This is a genomic window from Pantoea sp. X-Soil-TKNS-1211 (assembly GCF_059730495.1).
In genome coordinates, this window is record NZ_AP035953.1 from 3,020,973 (window position 1) to 3,042,703 (window position 21,731).

16 protein-coding genes are annotated in these 21,731 nt (G+C 54.6%); 7 read left to right on the top strand and 9 right to left on the bottom strand.

All coding sequences use genetic code 11. The features are described from left to right. Nucleotides 1-262: 262 nt before the first annotated feature. Nucleotides 263-418 (top strand): hypothetical protein, encoded by a 156-nt coding sequence (locus AC6I8W_RS14310; RefSeq protein ID WP_480364631.1) that lies wholly within the window; start codon nt 263-265, stop codon nt 416-418. Between the two features lie 6 nt (nt 419-424). Here the strand turns inward: AC6I8W_RS14310 and AC6I8W_RS14315 are convergent, their stop codons facing one another. Further along, nucleotides 425-880 (bottom strand): nuclear transport factor 2 family protein, encoded by a 456-nt coding sequence (locus tag AC6I8W_RS14315; RefSeq protein WP_497838194.1) that lies wholly within the window; start codon nt 878-880, stop codon nt 425-427. Between the two features lie 92 nt (nt 881-972). Here AC6I8W_RS14315 and AC6I8W_RS14320 point away from each other — a divergent pair, with 92 nt between their 5' ends. Beyond that, entirely contained in the window at nt 973-1,536 is a 564-nt protein-coding gene (locus AC6I8W_RS14320; protein WP_497835553.1) for a TetR/AcrR family transcriptional regulator, read from the top strand. Nucleotides 1,537-1,563: 27 nt separating this feature from the next. Here AC6I8W_RS14320 and ompC read toward each other — a convergent pair whose 3' ends face one another. Next, the gene (gene ompC / locus AC6I8W_RS14325) at nt 1,564-2,673 is read right to left on the bottom strand and encodes a porin OmpC (protein ID WP_497835554.1); all 1,110 of its coding nucleotides are present in this window, start codon (nt 2,671-2,673) and stop codon (nt 1,564-1,566) included. A 1,075-nt stretch (nt 2,674-3,748) separates the two neighbouring features. Between ompC and AC6I8W_RS14330 the strand changes: the two genes are divergently transcribed. From AC6I8W_RS14330 to rcsB, 3 genes are read left to right on the top strand one after another with little or no spacing between them, the layout of a single operon-like run. Continuing rightward, nucleotides 3,749-4,903, top strand: coding sequence for an MFS transporter (locus AC6I8W_RS14330; RefSeq protein WP_497835555.1), 1,155 nt, complete (start codon nt 3,749-3,751; stop codon nt 4,901-4,903). Between the two features lie 23 nt (nt 4,904-4,926). After that, nucleotides 4,927-7,578, top strand: a complete 2,652-nt coding sequence (rcsD, locus tag AC6I8W_RS14335) for a phosphotransferase RcsD (RefSeq protein ID WP_497838195.1) — start codon at nt 4,927-4,929, stop codon at nt 7,576-7,578. A gap of 1 nt (nt 7,579) precedes the next feature. Beyond that, nucleotides 7,580-8,230 carry a response regulator transcription factor RcsB gene (gene rcsB / locus AC6I8W_RS14340; RefSeq protein ID WP_013509853.1) on the top strand — a complete coding sequence of 217 codons (651 nt, stop codon included), beginning with the start codon at nt 7,580-7,582 and terminating at the stop codon, nt 8,228-8,230. A gap of 121 nt (nt 8,231-8,351) precedes the next feature. Here the strand turns inward: rcsB and rcsC are convergent, their stop codons facing one another. Continuing rightward, nucleotides 8,352-11,204: a two-component system sensor histidine kinase RcsC gene (gene rcsC / locus AC6I8W_RS14345; protein WP_497835556.1), complete on the bottom strand. Its 2,853-nt coding sequence runs from the start codon at nt 11,202-11,204 to the stop codon at nt 8,352-8,354. A gap of 159 nt (nt 11,205-11,363) precedes the next feature. After that, nucleotides 11,364-14,003 (bottom strand): DNA topoisomerase (ATP-hydrolyzing) subunit A, encoded by a 2,640-nt coding sequence (gene gyrA, locus AC6I8W_RS14350; RefSeq protein WP_497835557.1) that lies wholly within the window; start codon nt 14,001-14,003, stop codon nt 11,364-11,366. Nucleotides 14,004-14,180: 177 nt separating this feature from the next. On the opposite strand from gyrA, the gene ubiG reads away from it, so the two are divergent. Then, complete coding sequence (gene ubiG, locus AC6I8W_RS14355) at nt 14,181-14,912, top strand: bifunctional 2-polyprenyl-6-hydroxyphenol methylase/3-demethylubiquinol 3-O-methyltransferase UbiG (RefSeq protein WP_497835558.1); 732 nt, start codon at nt 14,181-14,183, stop codon at nt 14,910-14,912. Nucleotides 14,913-15,628: 716 nt separating this feature from the next. Here ubiG and lsrG read toward each other — a convergent pair. Genes lsrG through lsrA form a run of 5 tightly spaced genes read right to left on the bottom strand, consistent with a single transcriptional unit; the run spans nt 15,629 to nt 20,526 of the window. Further along, complete coding sequence (gene lsrG / locus AC6I8W_RS14360; RefSeq protein ID WP_497835559.1) at nt 15,629-15,919, bottom strand: (4S)-4-hydroxy-5-phosphonooxypentane-2,3-dione isomerase; 291 nt, start codon at nt 15,917-15,919, stop codon at nt 15,629-15,631. 11 nt (nt 15,920-15,930) lie between these two features. Beyond that, the gene (lsrB, locus tag AC6I8W_RS14365; protein WP_497835560.1) at nt 15,931-16,938 is read right to left on the bottom strand and encodes an autoinducer 2 ABC transporter substrate-binding protein LsrB; all 1,008 of its coding nucleotides are present in this window, start codon (nt 16,936-16,938) and stop codon (nt 15,931-15,933) included. A 5-nt stretch (nt 16,939-16,943) separates the two neighbouring features. Beyond that, nucleotides 16,944-17,957, bottom strand: coding sequence for an autoinducer 2 ABC transporter permease LsrD (lsrD, locus tag AC6I8W_RS14370; protein WP_497835561.1), 1,014 nt, complete (start codon nt 17,955-17,957; stop codon nt 16,944-16,946). Then, nucleotides 17,954-19,000 (bottom strand): autoinducer 2 ABC transporter permease LsrC, encoded by a 1,047-nt coding sequence (lsrC, locus tag AC6I8W_RS14375; protein WP_497835562.1) that lies wholly within the window; start codon nt 18,998-19,000, stop codon nt 17,954-17,956. Before lsrC ends, lsrD begins: the two co-directional genes overlap by 4 nt. After that, entirely contained in the window at nt 18,994-20,526 is a 1,533-nt protein-coding gene (lsrA, locus tag AC6I8W_RS14380) for an autoinducer 2 ABC transporter ATP-binding protein LsrA (RefSeq protein WP_497835563.1), read from the bottom strand. The genes lsrC and lsrA overlap by 7 nt, the downstream gene beginning before the upstream one ends. A 217-nt stretch (nt 20,527-20,743) precedes the next feature. Between lsrA and lsrR the strand changes: the two genes are divergently transcribed. Beyond that, nucleotides 20,744-21,715, top strand: a complete 972-nt coding sequence (gene lsrR / locus AC6I8W_RS14385) for a transcriptional regulator LsrR (RefSeq protein ID WP_497835564.1) — start codon at nt 20,744-20,746, stop codon at nt 21,713-21,715. Nucleotides 21,716-21,731 lie beyond the last annotated feature (16 nt).

A 21,731-nucleotide genomic window follows, 5' to 3' on the forward strand; every position in this document is an offset into this window, starting at 1 on the left:
AATACCGGAGCGTCAGATGATTTATACAATTCTTGTCGTGGCCGCTGGCCTGTTTTTCTACAGCAGCCTGAAATGCTGGCAACACTATCGCCACCGTCATCTGCGCGGGCGTTAAATTTTTGCACCAGAAAAAACCGCGATGCACCGCTTCAGCGCTGACGCAGTGTAGCAAAGCCAGGCTGAACCGCGTGGCGCTGAGAGCGGTGTTGTGGCACGAATTCTGCAATGTTGAAGCTGAGTTGAACATCAGTGAGGCAGCAGAATGGAAAAGGCAAAAACACAACAGGATAAATGGCAACAGTGGCTGAGCTTTTCAGCCTTCACCCTGGCGGGTGTGGCACTGGAAGGTAGCTTACCCCCTGCTCAGCCTCCGTTACAGCAGGCACCCAAAGCCAAAAAATGGCGTCCGATGCCATAAAAACCGCTACAACCCTAATTCACTCAGGCCCGGATGATCGTCCGGGCGTCGACCCAACGGCCAGTGAAACAAACGCTGAGACTCAATGATTGGCAGATCGTTGATGCACGCGTAACGTGCAATCATCAAACCGTCTGCACCAAAGTGCCAGTTTTCATTGCCGTAACTGCGAAACCAATTCCCGCTATCATCGCGCCATTCATAGGCGAAACGCACCGCCAGCCGGTCGTGATGCCATGCCCACAACTCTTTGATCAACCGGTACTCCAGCTCGTTTGCCCATTTGCGTTGTAAAAACGCCACCACTTCGGGGCGTCCGTTAACAAATTCGCTGCGATTACGCCAGCGCGTATCTTCACTGTAGACCTGAGATACCCGCTGCGCGTCGCGGCTGTTCCAGGCATCTTCCGCCATACGTACTTTTTGCATGGCACTTTGTTCATCAAACGGGGGAATCAGCATCATCGTCTCCTTATAAGTAGACAGGTCTGTCTACTTGATTCATCCTGCCGTATGTAGACAATTCTGTCTACCTCATTTTTATCGGTGACATTATGCTCGCTCCTCTCATCTTTGATCCCCAGGCTGCCGCCCGCGATCGCATCCTGGATACCGCCCAACGCCTGTTTTATCAACAGGGCATTCGCGCCACCGGCATTGATAAGGTGATTGCGGAAGCGGGTGTCACCAAGGTGACTTTTTACCGCCACTTCCCGGCCAAGAACGCCCTGATTCTGGCGTTCCTGCAACAACGCCATCAACGTTGGATGAGCGCCTTTTGTACAGCACTGGCGCAACAGCAAGAGGTGGCGGACGCCCTGCCTGCTGCGTTACTGAGCTGGTTTAGTGAAGTGGATTTCCGTGGCTGCGCTTTTATTAATAGCGCCGCAGAACTGGGGGATAGCCTGCCAGAAGCCAGCGCCCTGATTCTTGGACATAAAAGAGAAATGGCAGCGGCGATTGCGCAGAGGCTGACGGCGGAACAGCAGGATAAGATCGGTCAGATTGTGTTGCTGGTGGAAGGTGCGATTGTGCAGGTGCAACTGGGTGAAGGGGTTTTGGCTATCGTCGGGGCGCTGCGCGCGGCGTTGAAAACGCTGTTAAAAACCGGAGCGTGACCAACAGGCCACGCTCCGCAACACTTCTTAGAACTGGTAAACCAGGCCCAGTGCTACGATGTCGTCGGTGTTGATACCGGTAGCTTGGGTGAAGTTGTTGTCGTCCAGCAGGTTGATCTGGTAATCAACATAGGTGGACATGTTTTTGTTGAAGTAGTAGGTCGCGCCTACGTCGATGTATTTTTTCAGGTTCTGGCTGCCATAACCCTCGATGTCGGAACCACGAGAGGAAACGAACGCCAGGGACGGACGCAGACCGAAGTCAAACTGGTACTGCGCAACCAATTCCCAGTTATCCGCTTTGTTGGCGTAGCCGTAAGCGGTGGCATCGCTGGAACCAAAGCGGGTTGCGTTGTAGGAACGGGTGTACATCGCCGCCAGGTAGATATTGTTGGCGTCATATTTCAGACCACCGGTATATGCATCAGCGCGATCGCCACGACCGAGGATACCCGCAGAACCGCCATTCTGGTTGTTGGTACGGTCAGATGACATCATCGCGGCACCGATACCGAAACCGGCACCGATATCATAGGTGGTGCTCAGACCATAACCGTCACCGTTTTCACCCAGTACATCACGGCCAGATGAGGATTCGGTTGGGTTGTCGTTTTTGCCCTGATACTGCACAGCAAAGTTCCAGCCATCCACCAGGCCGAAGAAGTTGCTGTTGCGGTAGGTCGCCAGGCCGTTGCTACGCTGGAACATAAAGTTGTCCGCACCGTAGGTGTCGCCACCAAACTCTGGCAGGACGTCAGTCCATGAGCCGATGTCATACAGCACGCCGTAGTTACGACCGTAGTCGAAAGAACCGGCATCACCGAACTTCAGGCCAGCAAAACCAACACGGGTATAGCTGTTAGCAGTGCCCTGTGACTCAGCGGTGTTCAGCGCAGCCTGATACTCCCACTGACCATAACCGGTCAATTGGTCGGTGATCTGCGTTTCGCCTTTAAAACCGAAGCGCAGATAAGACTGGTCACCATCATTGCTGTCGTTGTCGGAGAAATAGTGCAGACCGTCAACTTTGCCGTAGAGGTCTAATTTGTTGCCATCTTTATTGTAAATTTCCGCTGCATTTGCAGCGCCTGCTACCAGGAGTGCAGGAATCATCAGGGAGAGAACGCGAAGTTTCATTTTATTACCCTCTGTAATGTGCCTTATTTATGCCACTGCGAGCTGAGTGAATAAAAATCAGCCGGCAAGCCATTGTTATTTTATACCGAGCAATAATCTATCACGAAAATGATACTAAATTTCCGAAAGTGTTTCATTGTATTAAATATATATTTCAAAATGTAAAATTCGAGGAACTAATAATCAGCACGCATCGGTAAAAAATATAGCACAGATTGATAAACCGATTTTTAATCATTAATAATCAATTAGTTACACGCAAGTTACTTTTCGCACTGAATGATAAAACTTTTCAGTCATCAGAGAATACAATTACTCCCGCTATCATCATTTATTTCATTATTACCTTCATTCACCCCGAATGAGATGTTTACCCTGAATTCCCGCCGGACATGATTGTCCGGCATTTTTTTATCTGCAATCCTACCCCCAATTGTCATTTTCCGTAAACTTAATTGACCGGACATAATTAAGATAATTCCGGGATCACATTATTTGCTCATTTCCGCACGTTTTGTTTAATAACAAACAAAAATCACTCCATGTTAATTTCTACGCGCAATAAAGTGGATTGTATTTATTTGCGGACTGCAATATTAACGCCTACGGATTGTTTCTTTGATTTTATTCAGTGGCTTAAACACCTCATTAATGATGCATTTATAGCCAGTGTTACTTATACCGGTTTCCCCTCAGGGAAAATCGACTGGAAAATATCTTGTCAGAGGTTGGGCCGGATTTAATGTCGCATTGCGCACAGTGAACTCCGGGATATAACCTCGGCATATTTATGAGAAAATCGTGACAAATATCACAGATTATCTGCTCAACCCCTGCCTCCCGTTCAGCTAACCTATTGAATATAAGCCTGATAATTTGAGTTAAGTTCATTCCATTCGGTTATCCGGCACCAGGAAAGTTCTGGAAAAAAATTGTAGTGGCTCAAAAGTCGGTAAAATGCCCGCTTGATTCTTATTTTTGATGGCACGGTACGGGTCTTTAAACCCGCTCAACACCTACTGTTGCGGCGAGTTGATGCTAAAATCGCCCTTTTACAGAGAAAGATAATAACCTCATGACAGCACTGGACGCCGCACAACAGCCACAAGACGCACGCCATCTGCACTGGTCAACCCGTACCGTGTTTCTGATTAATGGTCTCGGTATGTCAGCCTGGGCACCTCTGGTGCCCTTTGCCCGCGATCGCCTGCATTTATCCGGCAGTATGCTGGGTGCGTTATTGCTCTGCCTGGGTATTGGTTCGCTGGCCGCCATGCCGGTCACCGGCAAGTTGGTAGCACGTTTTGGCTGTAAAAGCGTGATGCTTTGCTCTACCACGCTGGTGCTGGCGATGCTGCCGCTGTTGGCAACAGCTCATCACACATTATTGATGGCGCTGACGTTGATGCTGTTCGGTGCCGGGTTGGGTACGCTGGACGTGGCGATGAATTATCAGGCGGTTGAAGTCGAAAAAGCGGCACGTCGCCCAATGATGTCAGGCTTCCACGCCTTCTTTAGTCTGGGAGGGATTCTCGGTGCCGGTACGGTCAGTCTGCTGATGAGCGTGAATTTGTCGCCACTGGCAGCCGTAGGCGTGGTGATGGTGGTGATGGTGCTGCTGTTGCTGCGCAGCCAACCGGGCATGATGACCACCCGCCTGCATCAACCTGATCAACCGTGGCTGGTGCGTCCGCGTGGCTGGGTGGCCTTTCTGGGTCTGTTGTGTTTTATCCTGTTTCTGGCGGAAGGCGCAGTGCTCGACTGGGGCGCGCTGCTGTTGTTACAAAGCCCGGAGATGACAGCCAGCCTGGCCGGACTGGGTTATGCGGTGTTTTCTGTTGCCATGACGCTGGGACGTTTCACCGGAGATAAGATTATCCAGCGCTGTGGTCGTTACCCGGTCATGCTGGGTGGCGCGCTGGCCGCAGCAGCAGGTATGACGCTGGCGGTGCTGATACCCTGGCCTCAGCTTGCGCTGCTGGCATTTTTGCTGGTTGGCTTCGGACTGGCTAATACGGTGCCAATGTTGTTCAATGCGGCAGGAAATCAACACGATATGCCGTCAAATCTGGCGATTTCCGCCATGACAACCTTAGGCTATGCAGGTATTCTTTCAGGTCCGGCTTTGATCGGATTGATATCCCAGTGGATCAGCCTGAGCGGCGCATTTCTGCTTATCGCCTTGCTGCTACTGGCCGTGGCTGCCAGTGCCCGACTGGTTGCGCGATAATTTCAGGTGCCTGAGACGCTATGCTGCCTTACAAATTCCCTCTGACATCCGGCAATGTGACCCGCTTTTTTGTGGTGTTCAACCTGGTGCTTTTTCTGGCGCTGGGCGCGATGGTACACAACAGCGTCAATGCCTGGGTGACAGAAAAGCGCTACGCCATGACCGATCTGGCGCGCGCCATGCAGAAGCGCATCGATGGCTATCGCTTCGCGACCTGGCAAATCTATGAAAACCTGGCGACCAGTGCTGCCGGTTCTGCGCCAAACAGCAGCTTGCAGGAAACCCGTCTGCGCCCGGACGTCTACTATCTGGAAAAAACGCGCCGCAAAACTGAAGCACTGATTTTTGGCTCGCATGACAGCAGCACGCTGGATATGACCATGCGCATGTCCAACTATCTCGATACCCTGTGGGGCGCAGAGAGTCCGACCTGGTCGATGTATTTCCTGAATGGTCAGGACAATAGCCTGATCATGATCTCTACCCTACCGCTGAAAGACATGGCGACGCGTTACAAAGAAAGCGCCATCAATTCGCTGGTGGACAGTCGCCGGGCAGAAATGCTGCAACAGGCTAATGCGCTGGATGAACGCGAAAGCTTTTCGCCCTTGCGTCACTTTGCCTGGCAAAACGATCACTACTTCACCCTGCGTACCACCTTTAATCAGCCGGGCCATCTGGCGACGGTGGTGGCTTTTGATTTACCGGTGAATGATCTTATCCCGCGTAGTATGCCGCTGGAGAATTTCCAACTGCGCCAGGACACCACCCAGACCAGCACCACCGATGACGAATCAAGCGAAAGTACCCACGTTTCTCTGGTAAACCCCAACCTGGAGATTGCCGCGTCACTGCCCAGCACCTCTTTGCAGCTGGTATATCGTGTTTCGCTCACCAGCCTGGCAATGGACACCCTGCACAATCTGCTATGGCCACTGCTGATCAATTTGGTGCTGTTCCTGCTTTCCATTGCGGGCATCACCCTGCTGCGTCAGCAGTCGTTGCGTCCCAATGAAAACCAAAGCGCTGAGCTGGATTCTTTGCGTATGTTGAATGAAGAGATTGTCGCCAGTCTGCCGGTAGGTTTGCTGGTGTATGATTTCGCTACCAACCGCACGCTTCTGAGCAACAAAATTGCCGAACATCTGCTGCCGCATCTGAATCTGCAAAAAATCATTAATATGTCAGATCAACATCAGGGCGTGTTGCAGGCCACCATCAATAACGAAGTCTATGAGATCCGCCATGCCCGCAGCGTGCTGTCACCACATACCCAGTTATTTATGATGCGCGATCAGGATCGCGAGTTGCTGGTGAATAAAAAACTGCAAAAAGCGCAGCAGGTACTGGATCGTAACCACCAGATGCGTCAGCAGTTGATGCATAACCTCGGCCATGCCCTGCATCGCCCACTGGAAAGTATGGTCACGCAGCTGGTGCAGCTCAGCCAGCGTGCTGATGATGAAAACGTGCTCGACCTGCTTGACGAAAGCCAGGGGCTGGCACGACTGGTGGATGACATTGTATTGCTGAATCGCCTGGAAGCGCATGACTGGTCACCCGATGCCAGCCGTTTTAACCTGCAAGAGCTGTTGGATGACATTGCACTGGAGAGCCTGCCGCTGCTACGTCGTAAGGGGTTAGCATTGGTGGTTAATAACCACCTTGCCAATGACGAAATACGTTTTGGCGATCGCCGGGCGCTGCGTAAGGTACTGACTACCCTGATGCATTACTCATTGACCACCACGCAATGGGGCAAGATCTCGCTGGAGATCAAAGCCAGCGGAGGCAAAGCGGAGCGTATCCTGTTGCAACTGGTGGATACCGGCTCCGGCCTGACGGTTGACGAGTTGGCGAATGTCGATTTCCCGTTCCTTGGCGATACCAGCCAGGACCGCTTTGGCCAGGCTTCTGGCATGGCGTTCTTCCTGTGTAAACAACTGTGTAAGCAGATGGGCGGCACGCTGGAGATCGTGGCAAAACCCGATATTGGTACCCGCTACAATATTCAGCTGCCGCTGGCACTGGAACAGCAAACCGAGCAGGAAGAGAAACTGCTGGAAGGCGTCAGCGTACTGGTCGATATCGCGATGGAAGATGTGCACAAAATTGTTTGCCGCCACCTGGAGAACTGGGGGGCGAAATGCCTGACCTCTGACGAGCGATTGTCAGGGCAGGAACACGATGTGCTGGTCACTGACGATCCCGCCCGACTAAACGGGTGGGGATTGTTGCTGGCCGGTGACGAAATGGGTCATCACGCGCTTAATGATCAACAATTCCGTGTCAATTTTAATCTCAGCAATGCGTTGCTGGATGCGTTGCTGGCACTGATCGAGAAGCAACTGGCCCATGATTTGATGGAGGAGAATAACGACGATGAAACGGCCACGCCGCTGCTAAGCGGAGGCTATTTTCAGCTGTTTACCGAGACAGTTCCGCCTGATGTCAAGAGACTGTATACTGAGGCAGCGGAAAAGGATTACCCCTCGCTTGCTCAGACAGCGCATCGCCTGAAAGGCGTGTTTGCCATGCTAAATCTGGTGCCAGGTAAACAGCTTTGTGAAGAGTTAGAACAGCACATTAAAATATGTGACGATTCAACCATTAAAAATACCACCAGTGACATTGACACTTACGTCAATCAACTGCTGCAGCAAGGTAACCCATAAGATGAATAACCTGAATGTAATTATTGCCGATGACCATCCAATTGTTCTGTTTGGTATTCGTAAGTCTCTGGAACAGATTGAATGGGTCAACGTTGTAGGTGAGTTTGAAGACTCAACAGCACTGATTAATAGCCTGTCCAAACTGGATGCCAATGTCCTGATTACCGATCTCTCCATGCCTGGCGAGAAGTACGGTGACGGTATCACCCTGATCAAATACATCAAACGCCACTATCCGGATCTCTCGATTATCGTTCTGACCATGAACAATAACCCGGCGATCCTGAGTGCTGTGCTGGATCTCGATATCGAAGGGATCGTGCTGAAGCAAGGTGCACCGACTGACCTGCCAAAAGCACTGGCCGCATTGCAAAAAGGCAAGAAATACACGCCAGAAAGCGTGGCCAAGTTGCTGGAAAAAATCAGCGCGGGGGGTTATGGCGACAAACGCCTGTCACCTAAAGAGAGTGAAGTACTGCGCCTGTTTGCAGAAGGCTTCCTGGTCACCGAGATTGCCAAGAAACTGAACCGCAGTATCAAAACCATCAGTAGCCAGAAGAAATCGGCGATGATGAAACTGGGCGTGGATAACGACATCGCGCTGCTGAATTACCTCTCTTCGGTCAGCGCGACGCAGGTCGACAAAGAGTAATCTCTGGTAGGCGGTGCAAATGCACCGCCCGCTAACCATCCGTAGCGGCGCGATTTATCGCGCTTTTTTACATGGTTAAACCCGCGCGATAAATCGCGCCGCTATGAATAAGGTATCAGGGTCAATCTTCTCGCGTTTTCCGCACCCGCTCTGCGTAGATCGCCAGCGTGGTTTTCAACACATCCAGCGTCACCGGTTTGGACAAACAATTATCCATCCCCGCCTCCATACAACGCTGTTTCTCTTCCGCTAACGCATTTGCCGTGACACCAATCACCGGGAACGCGTGCCCCAGCTGGCGCAGACGCTGCGTGAGACGATAGCCATCCATATTCGGCATATTCACGTCACTCAAGACGATATCGATATGGTTACGGCTGAGCACATTCAGCGCATCGACGCCATCCTGTGCGGTTTTCACCTGATAACCCAAAGTACCGAGCTGTTCTGACAACAACATGCGGTTGATCGGATGGTCATCCACAATCAACACCATGATGTCTTCATAGCTGGCCTCTTCAGTCACAGCACCCGGCAGCGCCAGCGGCGCAGTGGTTTCGCTGTCGATAGCAATGCGATAAATGCGCCCCAGCAACACCGGTAATTCATGCAGCGTGGCACTGCTGTGCAGCCAATATCCCGGCTCGCTCTCCTGCGGCATATCAATGTGCTCACCGCTGATGCGAATACGTGCGCGCACGCTGTGGGCTGGCGCATCATCATGATCACTGATGATCACATCATCGCTCCCCGCCTGCCCCTGAAAACGCGCGACCTGCATCCCCTGCTGTTGCAGCAAGCGCAACAGGAAGCTGGCAAGGTAATCGTTACGCAAATCGAGCCAGATGGCTTTTTCCTGTAATCCCTCCAGCAACGGAGGCGCAGCCAGATGACCTGCGTAAATCGGGATGCGTACCACAAATTGGCTGCCCATGCCCGGTTCGGAATCGACCTCGATATCGCCGTCCATCATGTTGATCAGTTTTTCGCAGATAGCCAGTCCAAGGCCGGTGCCCTGGAAGTGACGCTGCACCCCACTACCAACCTGGAAGAACGGGTCGAACAGGCGCGTCACTTCTTTAGCCGGAATCCCCACGCCGGTATCACGCACACGGAATGCCAGATACCCTTCATGCTCGTAGGCATGCAGGATAATACAACCGGTATGGGTGAATTTAATGGCGTTATTCAACAAGTTGGAGATCACCTGTTGCAGGCGCAACGGATCGCCATCCAGCGCCAGCGGTACATCGTTTTCAATAAACACATACAGCGCCAGGCGCTTGCGTACCACCAGCGAGAGGTAGTTACCGACGATATGGTTAATCACTTCGCGCGGCGAGAACGGGCGCGGTTCGATTTTCAGCTGCTCAGACTCGATTTTCGAGAAGTCGAGAATGTCGCTGATAATTTTCAACAGCAGGCTGGAGGAGTTATTCATCGCCGTGACCAGCGAATCGACGCCTTTCGGCAGCGCCTTGGTCTGCAACAGATCGAGGTTACCGATGATGCCATACAGCGGCGTACGCAATTCATGGCTGACAGTGGCAAGGAACATCGATTTCGATGCACTGGCCTGCTCCGCAGCCTGCGCCATCTCCTGTAACGACTGCTCCATGCGCACACGTGCCGAGACATCCACCAACACACAGATGGCGACGTTTTCGTTGCGGTAGCGTGAATGAACAAAGCTGATTTGCAGGTTCGTGTTGCTGCCGGTTAGCACATCGACAAAGTTCACCTGCTGGCCGCCGATGATCTCGTTGAGGCGCTGGCGGTCTTCCTGCGTTAACAACGTCAAATAGTTGTGCGCCAGTTCATTGCTGAGAATGTTGGTGCCATCGCTGGTGCGTAAAATACAGATGCCAACCGGTGCGGAAGCCACGATTTTACGGTTAAACTGCTCATGTTCCTCCAGCCGATGCGCATTATCTTCCGCCGGTAAAAACATCCGACGTTCAAATACCCAGGCGAGGGTAAACAGCAGCAGCGCACTGAAAACATTCAGCAACAGCGCATTAATCAGCATCAGCTTCAGCTGATCGACCAACACATCGGTGGAGAGTGACCACACCACATTGAGATCGGAGGGTGGCAGCGGCTTTTTCAGCACCAGTTGACGGTAGCCGTCGAGATAACCGAACCAGGTTTTGTCATCCGGTAACTCGTCAAGGGAGTAACCCGGACCACCGCGACGCGAACTCAGCAACGGACGGTAGTTATCATCGGTGATGGTTGCCACCAGCGGCAGACCGCCCGGCTGAATAAACTCGTCGAGACGGATATTTTGTTCTACCCCGAGTAGCGCCTGAAGCTTGTTCGCAACATATACCGGCATCACCATGTAGAAACTGCCCACTCCCGGCTGGGAGCTTTGGGTGATCCAGTACATCGGATTACGACGTTCGTCTTCGTTGCTGCTGCGATAGTGCAACACGCGCTCACGTAGCACTTTCAGGCTGCGTTCGCGATCCATGGTATTACTGCCGATGGTGAAATCCGCCAGACACTGATTTTCCCCACCGATAAAGAACACCCGGTTCAGCTCATAGGCCGAAGCAAAGTTACTTTTCCAGTAGTTGATGTAGTAACTAAGTGAGTCGAGGGAATTGCGCCAGGTACTGCTCATCGAGGTGCAATCACCGTCGGAGAACAGTGGCGTAAATTGCGGCAGCGTGCCTTTACTGGTCGGGATACCATTGAGCACGTCCAGACCACTGGCGCTGCTGGTCAGGCGATTTTCCGTGATGTACTTCAGCTCACGCATCACATCTGCCGAGTGGCGTACATACCACTCCGCCTGACTATAGTTGGCGGCGAACTCCTGGCGTACCGCATTCTCTTTCTCGTGCAACACATTGATGATGTAAAAGGTGGTCAGCAGCGCACCCAGCGACCAGAGCAACAATGCCAGCGCACGAAACAGATAGCGCGAGATACGGAGCGTGGTACGAAAGGAGACGAGATATTTCAAAACAGGCTCACTCGCGGAAAATATCAGGGAACAGAGGTGCCCATACACTAGCTTTATCATCCCGAAAAAGCCAGACAGAGCGCCTGCTGCGGTGAAAACTCAGAAAAAGAAACGGCAGGTCGGTTGCCCTGACCTGCCGTTGATACTCAACGCGGCGGATTACTCTTCTTCGTCCGCATCTGGCGCATCATCATCGTTGTCAACTTCCGGCGCAATATCGTCATCGCCTTCCGCCACGCTGCCGTCGATGGAATCCAGTTCTTCCTCTTCCACCGGCTCCACAACGCGTTGCAGGCCCACCACGTTTTCATCTTCCGCGGTACGGATCAGAATCACGCCCTGGGTGTTACGCCCCACCACGCTGACTTCAGACACGCGAGTACGCACCAGCGTACCGGCATCAGTGATCATCATAATCTGATCGCTGTCATCCACCTGCACCGCACCGACCACCGGCCCGTTACGTTCGGTAACTTTAATCGAGATCACACCCTGAGTTGCACGGGATTTGGTCGGGTATTCGCTGTTCGCCGTACGTTTGCCGTAACCGTTCTGCGTGACCGTGAGGATGGCCCCCTCTTCACGCGGCACAATCAGCGACACCACTTTGTCACCTTCGGCCAGCTTGATACCACGGACACCCGAAGCAGAACGACCCATCGCACGCACCGCCGCTTCGGCGAAGCGCACCACTTTACCGGCCGCCGAGAACAGCATGGTTTCGTCGCTGCCGTTGGTCAGCGCCACACCGATCAACTCATCGTCTTCACGCAGGTTGATGGCGATGATGCCCGCGCTACGCGGACGGCTGAACTCCTGCAACGCCGTTTTCTTCACGGTGCCATCAGCGGTCGCCATAAAGATATTGAAGCCTTCGGTGTACTCACGCACCGGCAGAATGGCGGTGATACGCTCGTTGGCTTCCAGCGGCAGCAGGTTAACGATCGGACGACCGCGCGCACCACGGCTGGCTTCTGGCAGCTGATAGACCTTCATCCAGTAGAGACGGCCACGGCTGGAGAAGCACAGAATGGTGTCATGGGTGTTGGCCACCAGCAGACGATCAATAAAGTCTTCTTCTTTAATACGTGCGGCGGATTTGCCTTTACCGCCGCGACGCTGGGCTTCATAGTCCGACAGCGGCTGGTATTTGACATAACCCTGATGCGACAGCGTCACCACCACATCTTCCTGATTGATCAGGTCTTCGATGTTGATGTCGGCGCTGTTGGCGGTGATTTCGGTACGACGATCGTCGCCAAACTGGTCGCGCATCGCTTCCAGTTCTTCACGGATCACTTCCATCAGGCGCTCTGCGCTGGCAAGGATATGCAGCAGTTCAGCAATTTGATCGAGCAGCTGTTTGTATTCGTCGAGCAGCTTCTCGTGCTCCATGCCGGTCAGTTTCTGCAAGCGCAGATCCAGAATGGCCTGAGCCTGCTGCTCAGTCAGGTAATACCGACCATCACGAATACCGAATTCGGCTTCCAGCCACTCGGGACGCGCGGCGTCATCACCGGCACGTTCCAGCATCGCAGCGACGTTGCCCAGCTCCCATGACTGTGCGATCAATCCAGCTTTCGCTTCTGCCGGTGTTGGCGCGTGGCGAATCAGTTCGATAATCGGGTCGATATTGGCCAGCGCAATCGCCAGACCTTCAAGGATGTGGGCGCGGTCACGTGCTTTGCGCAGTTCGAAAATAGTACGACGCGTCACCACTTCACGACGATGGCGAACGAAAGCTTCGAGGATCTCTTTCAGCGCCATAATCTTCGGCTGGCCCTGATGCAGTGCCACCATGTTGATACCGAACGAGACCTGCAACTGCGTCAGCGAGTAGAGGTTGTTGAGTACCACTTCGCCGACCGCATCGCGTTTGATCTCGATGACGATGCGCATACCGTCTTTGTCAGATTCATCGCGCAAGGCGCTGATGCCTTCGACACGTTTCTCTTTCACCAGCTCGGCAATCTTCTCGATCAGACGCGCTTTGTTTACCTGGTAAGGCAGTTCATGAATGATGATGGTTTCACGACCGCTTTTCGCGTCAGCTTCCACTTCGCCACGGGCACGGATATAGATTTTGCCGCGACCAGTACGGTAGGCTTCTTCAATACCACGACGGCCATTAATGATGGCGGCGGTCGGGAAATCAGGCCCCGGAATGTGCTCCATCAGTCCTTCAACGCTGATGTTCTCATCATCGATATACGCCAGGCAGCCGTTAATCACTTCGCGCAGGTTATGCGGCGGAATGTTGGTTGCCATACCTACGGCAATACCGGAAGAACCGTTTACCAGCAGGTTGGGAATTTTTGTCGGCAGAACTTCAGGAATCTGCTCGGTGCCGTCATAGTTTGGAACGAAATCGACGGTCTCTTTTTCCAGGTCCGCTAACAGATCGTGGGCGATTTTGGCCATACGCACTTCGGTGTAACGCATCGCTGCGGCGGAGTCGCCGTCGATGGAGCCGAAGTTGCCTTGACCGTCTACCAACATGTAACGCAGGGAGAAAGGCTGGGCCATACGAACGATGGTGTCATAAACGGCAGAATCACCATGCGGGTGATATTTACCGATAACGTCACCGACCACACGGGCAGATTTTTTATAGGGTTTATTCCAGTCGTTACCCAGTTCGCTCATCGCGAAGAGTACGCGGCGATGCACCGGCTTCAGGCCATCACGTACATCGGGTAAGGCTCGGCCAACAATGACCGACATGGCGTAATCGAGATACGAGTTTTTCAACTCTTCTTCGATATTGACCGGTGTAATTTCTCTCGCAAGGTCGCTCATGGAGCCGCTATCCCTCTACATAATCCCGGATTTCAAAGGTGCGAAAGTATATCACAAAGCTTGCTCACGGTGAATGTTAAGCACGGTTTAATACGGCTTTTCATTTGTACTGAGAGGTGCGCGGGCAGCGCTTAAGCGTTTATACTGAGGTCACATTTTGTCTGGAGCCATGATTCAATGAATGAACAACCGCAGGAAAACCGCCAGAACGTTGATCACAACGAAATTGCCAAGTTTGAGGCAGTCGCATCGCGCTGGTGGGATTTAGAGGGTGAATTCAAGCCGTTACACCGGATTAATCCCCTGCGTCTTGGCTGGATTGCCCAGCACAGCAACGGCCTGTTTGGCAAAAAGGTACTGGATGTCGGCTGTGGCGGCGGCATTCTGGCAGAAAGCATGGCGCGCGAAGGTGCCAATGTCACCGGGTTAGATATGGGTGCTGAACCGCTGGAAGTGGCGCGCCTGCATGCACTGGAAAGCGGTGTCAGCGTCAATTACGTGCAGCAAACGGTGGAAGATCATGCCGTCAGCCATGCCGGTGAATATGACGTCGTCACCTGTATGGAGATGCTGGAGCATGTGCCCGATCCGCGTTCCGTGGTGCTGGCTTGTGCGCAACTGGTGAAACCGGGCGGCGAAGTGTTCTTCTCCACCATCAACCGCAACCCGAAAGCCTGGCTGCTGGCGGTCTTCGGTGCTGAATATGTGATGCGCATGGTGCCGCGCGGCACGCATGACGTGAAGAAATTTATCCGTCCGGCAGAGTTGCTGAACTGGGTGGATGAAACCCCGCTGCGTGAACAAGGCATGATTGGTTTGCACTACAACCCGCTGACCAACCAGTTCCGTCTGGGTCGTGGGGTCGATGTGAATTATATGGTGCATACGCACCGGCAGGCAGCAGTTTAGTTCTGGGAAGGTTCCGCCCGTTGATGGCAGCGGTTTAACACCGAGAAGGTTCCGCCCGTTGATGGCAGCGGTTTAACACCGAGAAGGTTCCGCCCGCCAGGCATTTGGTAGTTTCAGCTGCAACGTGCAGGCGGACGGGCAAAGGTCCGAGGGCGCGGACCTTTGCAATCCGCGCCCTGCGGCGTCCTCGCGCAGCGCATCGCGCTGTTCCCTCGCTTATCACTCAGGCCGCACGGCACGCGCGGATTCGCCATCCATGGCTCATTCCGCTCTCTCGCCGCATCCATGCGGCTCGGCCTGGCCTTCCCTCTGCGCTCGGCGCTGTGGATGCCGCCCACCCCACCGCCTGCAAGACCGCAGAAAACACAAACAATATAAAAAGCAAAAAGAAAGGAACTGAAAAGCACAAAACGTGCAGCGGTGGATGGGGCGCCATCCGGACTCGCTGAGCGAATGAATGCTGCCAGGATGAGCCGCATGGATGCGGCGAAAGGCGGCGTTGAGCAGGAGCGAATCGACGCCAGTCCGTCGGCAGCGTGAATGAGCGAAGGCACCGCGCAGCGGCGAGGGAGGCTGGCGCGAGGCCGGGGATTGCAAAGGGTGCGGCCAGGCACCCTTTGCTCGGTCGCCGCACCGGCGGCGTGCAACTGCCAGTGCCCATGGCGAACGAAATATGCTCAGTGCCAACTACAACAACCCGGGGCCGCCCGGAACCATCAAGGATATATCCCGTTAAACACCGTTTTCTTTCTCGGCTCGGACATCAGCGCCTCCAGCGCTTCGACACAGGCAAGATAGTGCGGTGTTTTTTTATGCGCCAGTACCGCCGCTTCATTGGCGTAAGCTTCATAAATAAAAAAACGCGTCGGCACGCTGCTGTCCTGCAAGACATCAAAACGCATATTGTCCGGCTCCTGCACCGCGCCTAAATGATTTGCGCGGAAAACCCGTAAAAATTCGTCGATACAGTCAGGTTTGACGTTAATTTCCACCAAAGTGACTTCCATTCGTTCTCTCCTTAAAAATCGTAGTTATCAATATTGTCTTTCGTGAATACCACCCGTTCAGGCAACAGCACGATACCGTTGTCTTTGGCCTCATAATGATAGCCCTGAACGCTGTTGTCCGAGACCGTCACTTTCCCCACATCAGGCACCTCTAAAGTGTCACCCGGATTAAGGTTGCCCTTCAGTAACTGGTTGGCGACCGCAATAGAAATTTTGCCCTGCTTGACCACATCCCACAGACCAAACTGTTGCACCGTGCCACGTTTGACATAGGGACGCATCACGTTGGGCGTACTGAAACCCACAATGGTGACATTCTTGCGCCCGAGGTTTTCCGCCGCCTGCGCCGCTGCCGGTAACGCATTGGCATCCGGGGCGATAATCGCATCCAGATCATGCCAGGATTTCAGAATACCTTCGGCGGTTTGCAGAGATTTGGTGGCATCGTTATAACCGTACTGCGTGGTGACGATCTCCCAATTCGGGTGATCTTTGGCGATCTTCGCTTTGGCTTCTTTAACCCACTGATTCTGATCCGTCACCGTCGGGCTGGAGTAGAAAAACGCCACCTTCGCTTTGTCCTTCTTCACCTGGCTGGCCGCCATATCCACCAGCATGCCACCCAACTGCGTCGGGGTGCCCTGATTAATATAAATCGAGCGGCATTCCGGTTTGGTATCCGAATCCCAGGTTAACACCTTCACGCCGCGCTGCATGGCACGTTTCAGTGCCGGACATAACCCATCCGGGGAAACCGCCGCTACCACGATGCCGTTGTAGCCCTGATTGACGAAGTTGTTGATCATCTGTACCTGGCCGGAGACGCTTGGCTCGGTCGGACCATCGTAAGTGACATCCACCCCCAGCGTTTTTCCGGCATCCGTTGCCCCTTTGCCGCCGCTGGTGAAATACCCCACACCGACCAGCTTGGGGATAAAGGCGATGCGTTCCGCTGCCTGCGCACTGAGGCTCACGCCCAGTACACAGCAAAGCGCCAGTGATAATCGCTGCATTTTCATGATTTTTACTCCTGGTAAGATGCGCGCTCCCGCGAGAAGCGCGCACGCAAGCGCCGGCTAAGCTGGCGCACAATGCCTGGATTCAGGCTCCAGGAGCGTCCGATCACCGCAAGGATCAACAAGGCACCGGAAAGCGCACTGCTGACCTGACTCGACACTCCCACCATTTGCAAACCCTGCTGCAAAAAACCAATCACCAGCGTCGCCAGCGCCGTGCCCAGCACCGAACCGGCTCCGCCGTAGATATTTGCCCCGCCCAGTACCACTGCGGTGATCGCGGGCATCAATAAAGGAGCCCCGAGATCAGCGCGGGCAGATCCGAAATAGGCGCTCATCACCGCCGCCGCGACTGCAGATGCCACGCCGACCAGGCTGTAGAGCAGCATCAGCGTCCGGTTGACCGGCAGTGCACCGTAACGCGCAGCACGCAGGTTCTGGCCCAGCAAAAACACATAACGTCCGGTACGGGTGCGATGCATCAGCAGCCAAAACACCAGACACAACAGCGTAAACAACAGCAATGGCATCGGGATGCCCAGCGGGGTCAGATTGGCTAAATCGGTGAAGGTTGTCGGAAAATCACCAATACCTTCAAAGCCGGTGGCCCCGGCCAGACCGGAAAGCAGCAACGCGCCGCCGCCGTAGAGATAAAGGGTGCCGAGGGTAATCACCAACGGGTTGACGCCGGTCCAGAGGATCAGGACACCGTTAAGTAATCCGCACAGGCTGCCGAGCAACAGCGTGCACAGCAAGGCAACGGGCAACGGCCAGTGGCTTTGCAACATGATGCCAAGGGCGATGGCACACAAACCGGTTACCGCCGCAAAGGAGATATCGATGCCACCACTGACAATGACCAGCGTCAGCGGCAACGCCACGATACCAACGGTGATAAAATCGCTGGTGCTGAACAATAAGGTATCGATATTCAACATCCGGGGGTTGGCCCAGCCGAACAGCAAAATCTCCAGCACCAGCAGCAACGCCAGCGCCCCTTCCCAGTTCAGATAGCGTTTCATTCGGTTGCTCCCCGGCGCGTCGCCGCTGTCGGTGGCGGGTTAACACCGCTTTTTTTTCGCGCCGGAGGGGTTAAAAAACGCGCGTAGCGCTGGCGATGTAAACGCCGTGCCAACGCCTGGCGTAAGCGCCCATCAATCACCAGCACCAGCAGCAACACCAGTCCCGAGATAAAATCGTTCCACCAGGCGGGCAATCGCAGCAGCACCAGCACGCTATCGATTTGCGTCAGGAACCACGCCCCCAGGACCGCCCCCAGCAGGGTGCCGGAACCGCCCAGCAAGCTCACGCCGCCAAGGACACAGGCGGCAATGGCTTTCATCTCCATGCCAGTCCCGGTCTGATTGGGTACAAAACCAATTTGCGCGGCAAACACCATCCCGGCGAGCGCCGCCATCGCCCCATTGGCGGTAAACGCCAACAGGCGGACCTGATTGACCGGCACCCCCAGTTGGCGCGCCCCTTGCAGGTTATCGCCTGTGGCATAGAAGTTGCGGCCTGCCGCGCTGCGCGCCAGGAACACCATCATCGCTACGGCAATCAGCAATACCATGATCCCTAACGGCGACAAACCGGCGAACAGCGGCACGGCCAGGGTTTTCAATTGCTCGGGCAGCCCTTCAATCCATTTTCCGCCGGTCAGCAACAACATCAGGCCGCGATACAATCCGAGGGTGCCGAGCGTGGCGACAATCGCCGGAATCCGTAACCCGGTCACCAGCACGCCGTTAAACAACCCGGCGAGCATACCGGTTGCCAGCGTGACCAGGCAGGCCAATGGCAGCGCCATCCCCTGATTCAGCAGGATGCCCAGCACCGCCGCGCATAACCCCATGGTGGAGCCACTGGAGACATCGATGTTGCGCGTCAGCAGCACCAGCGTCGCGCCCATCGCCAGCAGGATGGCGATCTGCGCACTGCCAAAAATCATCCCCACCAGTTGCAGGCTGACATTCTGGCGATCCAGCAGCCATGGCAGCATAAACAGCAACAGGATCGCCAGCAGCGTGCTTAGCTCACGGTGAGTTTGCAGGTATTTCAGCATCGATGTTCTCCTGCCGCCTGTGCGTTGCGTCCCCAGGCCATCTGGACAATATTTTCGGCACTGACCGCCGACTGGGTTAATTCTCCAACCCATTCCCCGTGATGCATCACCACCACGCGATCCGCCAATTGCGCCACTTCATCCAGATCTGAGGAGATGATGATCAACCCGATCTGCTGCGCCACCACGGAGCGCAGCAGTTGGTAAATGTCAGCGCGCGCTGCCACATCCACGCCGCGCGTCGGTTCATCAACGATCAGGACTTTTGGCATCGCTTCCAGGCAATTTGCCAGCAGCAACTTTTGCTGATTGCCGCCAGACAAGGTGCGTGCCAGTTGGTCACTACGGCTGAATTTGATGCCCAGTGCGCGCTGGTAACGCGTTAGCACCGCCCTCTCCTGCGCAGGTCTCAGCCACCAGCTACGGCGTGGCAAAGTTAGCGCGGTAACGTTCCAGGCCAGCGGCGCATCCGGGTAGAGACCGGAGGTTTGCCTGTCTTCCGGCAAGTAGACCAGTCCGGCACGCAGACGCTGCGCTGGCGAAAGTGTCAGCAATGATTGCTGCTGCAAACGCGCCGTGCCGCTGCTGGCGGGGCGTAAACCATACAGGGTTTCCGCCAACTCAGTCCGTCCCGCACCCACCACGCCTGCCAGCCCGAGGATCTCACCGGCCTTAACCTGTAAAGAGATCTCGCGAAAACCTTCACCGCTCAGCGCTTCCACCTGCAACAACACCTCGCCTTTGCGACCGGATGGCGTGTTACCCGCCTGCAACCACAGCTGCTGCTCAGCGCTGAGTGGCGGCTGCCGTTCGGGGGGCATCATGGCCGCCACCAGCGCGTCATCATTGAGGGTGTCAATATTGCCATGCAGCACCACACAACCGTCACGCATCACGCTGACCTGATGCGCCAGCGCACGGATTTCCGGCAGCTTATGGGAGATAAACACCACGCCAACGCCTTGTGCGGCGAGCTGGCGAATCAGACGAAACAGACGTTCGGTTTCCACCGGCGTGAGCGAGGCGGTAGGTTCATCGAAAATCAGCACTCTGGCGTCGCGCATCAAACCACGCAGAATCTCCACCTGTTGCTGGTCGGCAACGGCCAGGGTGCCTGCCAGCGCATCCAGCGGCAGCGAGCAGCCCATCTGGCTGAGTAAGGTTTGTAGTTTCTGTTGATCGGCCTGAGCGCGCGGCAGACGAAACAGGATGTTTTCCCGCACCGTCAAGCTGGGAAACAGTAGCGGCTCCTGCGGCACCAGATAAATGCCACACTGATGCGCTTTGGCCGGTGTCATCAGGGTGAGAGGCTGCCCGGCCAGTCGGATCGTGCCGCTATCCGGCTGTTCGATACCGGCGATGATCTTCATCAGCGTCGATTTACCCGCACCGTTACCGCCCAGCAGCGCATGGATCTGCCCGGTTAGCAGTTGAAAATCGATGCCACGCAACACCGCCACGCCGGAGAATGCCTTGCTCACTCCGGTGATGTGTAACAGCTGACCGTGATCCTGTTGCTGCGCCATTGCCGCTCCCGTTACGAACAAATGATTTTTTTAAAACATTATGTTCACAATCCTGGATAAGCTTTTTCGATAAATCTCTCGCAGCGGTCACAGATTGTTATTTCACGATAATGGCGCGTATCATTGTGGCGAATTTGTTGTGCGAACTGCCAGCAAGGTCACATTTCCTGCAAGACTCGGAACGAACAATTGATTTACTTTTTATAAAGTGTTCATCATGAAAAGCGATCTTAACCCGGTAACGGGTCTCACTGTGGAAAACAGTATGAGTGAAGAAGAGCTACTGGCGCGCACCGCCTGGTTCTATTACCACGACGGACTGACACAGAACGAAATTGGCGAACGGCTCGGTTTGACGCGCCTTAAAGTGTCGCGCCTGCTGGAGAAAGGCCGTCAGTCCGGGGTGATCCGCGTGCAGATCAATTCGCGTTATGAAGGGTGTCTGGCGCTGGAACATGCGCTGCTTGAGCGGTTTAACCTTAAGCAAGTGCGGGTGCTGCCGCAGCTGGCCAGCCCCAATCTCAGCCAGCGGCTGGGTGTCGGGGCGGCGCAGATGCTGATGTCACTTCTGCAACCGCAGCAACTGCTGGGCGTGGGGTTTGGTGAGACCAGCATGAACACGCTGCAACATCTGAGCGGTTTTATCGCCTCACAGCAGATCCGTATGGTGACGCTGTCCGGTGGCGTGGGGCCGTATATGACCGGGATCGGGCAGTTGGATCCCGCCTGTGGCATCAGCATTATCCCCGCACCGCTGCGTGCTTCCAGCGCCAGCGTCGCACAAATTCTGCGTCATGAACGCAGCGTACATGATGTGATGCTGACCGCCTGTGCCGCCGATGTGGCAATTGTCGGCATTGGTGCCCTCAATCAGAAGCGGCAGGCCACCATTTTGCGCTCGGGATATATCAGCGAAGGTGAGCAACTGATGTATGGCCGTAAAGGCGCAGTGGGCGACATCCTCGGCTACTTTATGTGCCACGACGGACAACTGGCTGAAGGGATGCCAATACATGATGAATTGATTGCCGTTAGCCCTGACGAACTGGCAACCATTCCGGTGGTGGTTGGTGTGGCGGGCGGTATTGAAAAAGCCGACGCGATTATCGCCGCCCTCAAAGGGGCGCGAATTAATGCCCTGGTGACTGAAGAGGAAACTGCCCGCGCGATGTTGGCATTATTGTCGTAGCCCTGCGGCGGGGTCG

Coding starts and splice junctions, on each gene's coding strand:
- AC6I8W_RS14310 (WP_480364631.1), top strand. CDS start 263: ATGGAAAAGGCAAAAACACAACAGGATAAATGGCAACAGTGGCTGAGC.
- AC6I8W_RS14315 (WP_497838194.1), bottom strand. CDS start 880: ATGCTGATTCCCCCGTTTGATGAACAAAGTGCCATGCAAAAAGTACGT.
- AC6I8W_RS14320 (WP_497835553.1), top strand. CDS start 973: ATGCTCGCTCCTCTCATCTTTGATCCCCAGGCTGCCGCCCGCGATCGC.
- ompC (WP_497835554.1), bottom strand. CDS start 2,673: ATGAAACTTCGCGTTCTCTCCCTGATGATTCCTGCACTCCTGGTAGCA.
- AC6I8W_RS14330 (WP_497835555.1), top strand. CDS start 3,749: ATGACAGCACTGGACGCCGCACAACAGCCACAAGACGCACGCCATCTG.
- rcsB (WP_013509853.1), top strand. CDS start 7,580: ATGAATAACCTGAATGTAATTATTGCCGATGACCATCCAATTGTTCTG.
- gyrA (WP_497835557.1), bottom strand. CDS start 14,003: ATGAGCGACCTTGCGAGAGAAATTACACCGGTCAATATCGAAGAAGAG.
- ubiG (WP_497835558.1), top strand. CDS start 14,181: ATGAATGAACAACCGCAGGAAAACCGCCAGAACGTTGATCACAACGAA.
- lsrG (WP_497835559.1), bottom strand. CDS start 15,919: ATGGAAGTCACTTTGGTGGAAATTAACGTCAAACCTGACTGTATCGAC.
- lsrB (WP_497835560.1), bottom strand. CDS start 16,938: ATGAAAATGCAGCGATTATCACTGGCGCTTTGCTGTGTACTGGGCGTG.
- lsrD (WP_497835561.1), bottom strand. CDS start 17,957: ATGAAACGCTATCTGAACTGGGAAGGGGCGCTGGCGTTGCTGCTGGTG.
- lsrC (WP_497835562.1), bottom strand. CDS start 19,000: ATGCTGAAATACCTGCAAACTCACCGTGAGCTAAGCACGCTGCTGGCG.
- lsrA (WP_497835563.1), bottom strand. CDS start 20,526: ATGGCGCAGCAACAGGATCACGGTCAGCTGTTACACATCACCGGAGTG.
- lsrR (WP_497835564.1), top strand. CDS start 20,744: ATGAAAAGCGATCTTAACCCGGTAACGGGTCTCACTGTGGAAAACAGT.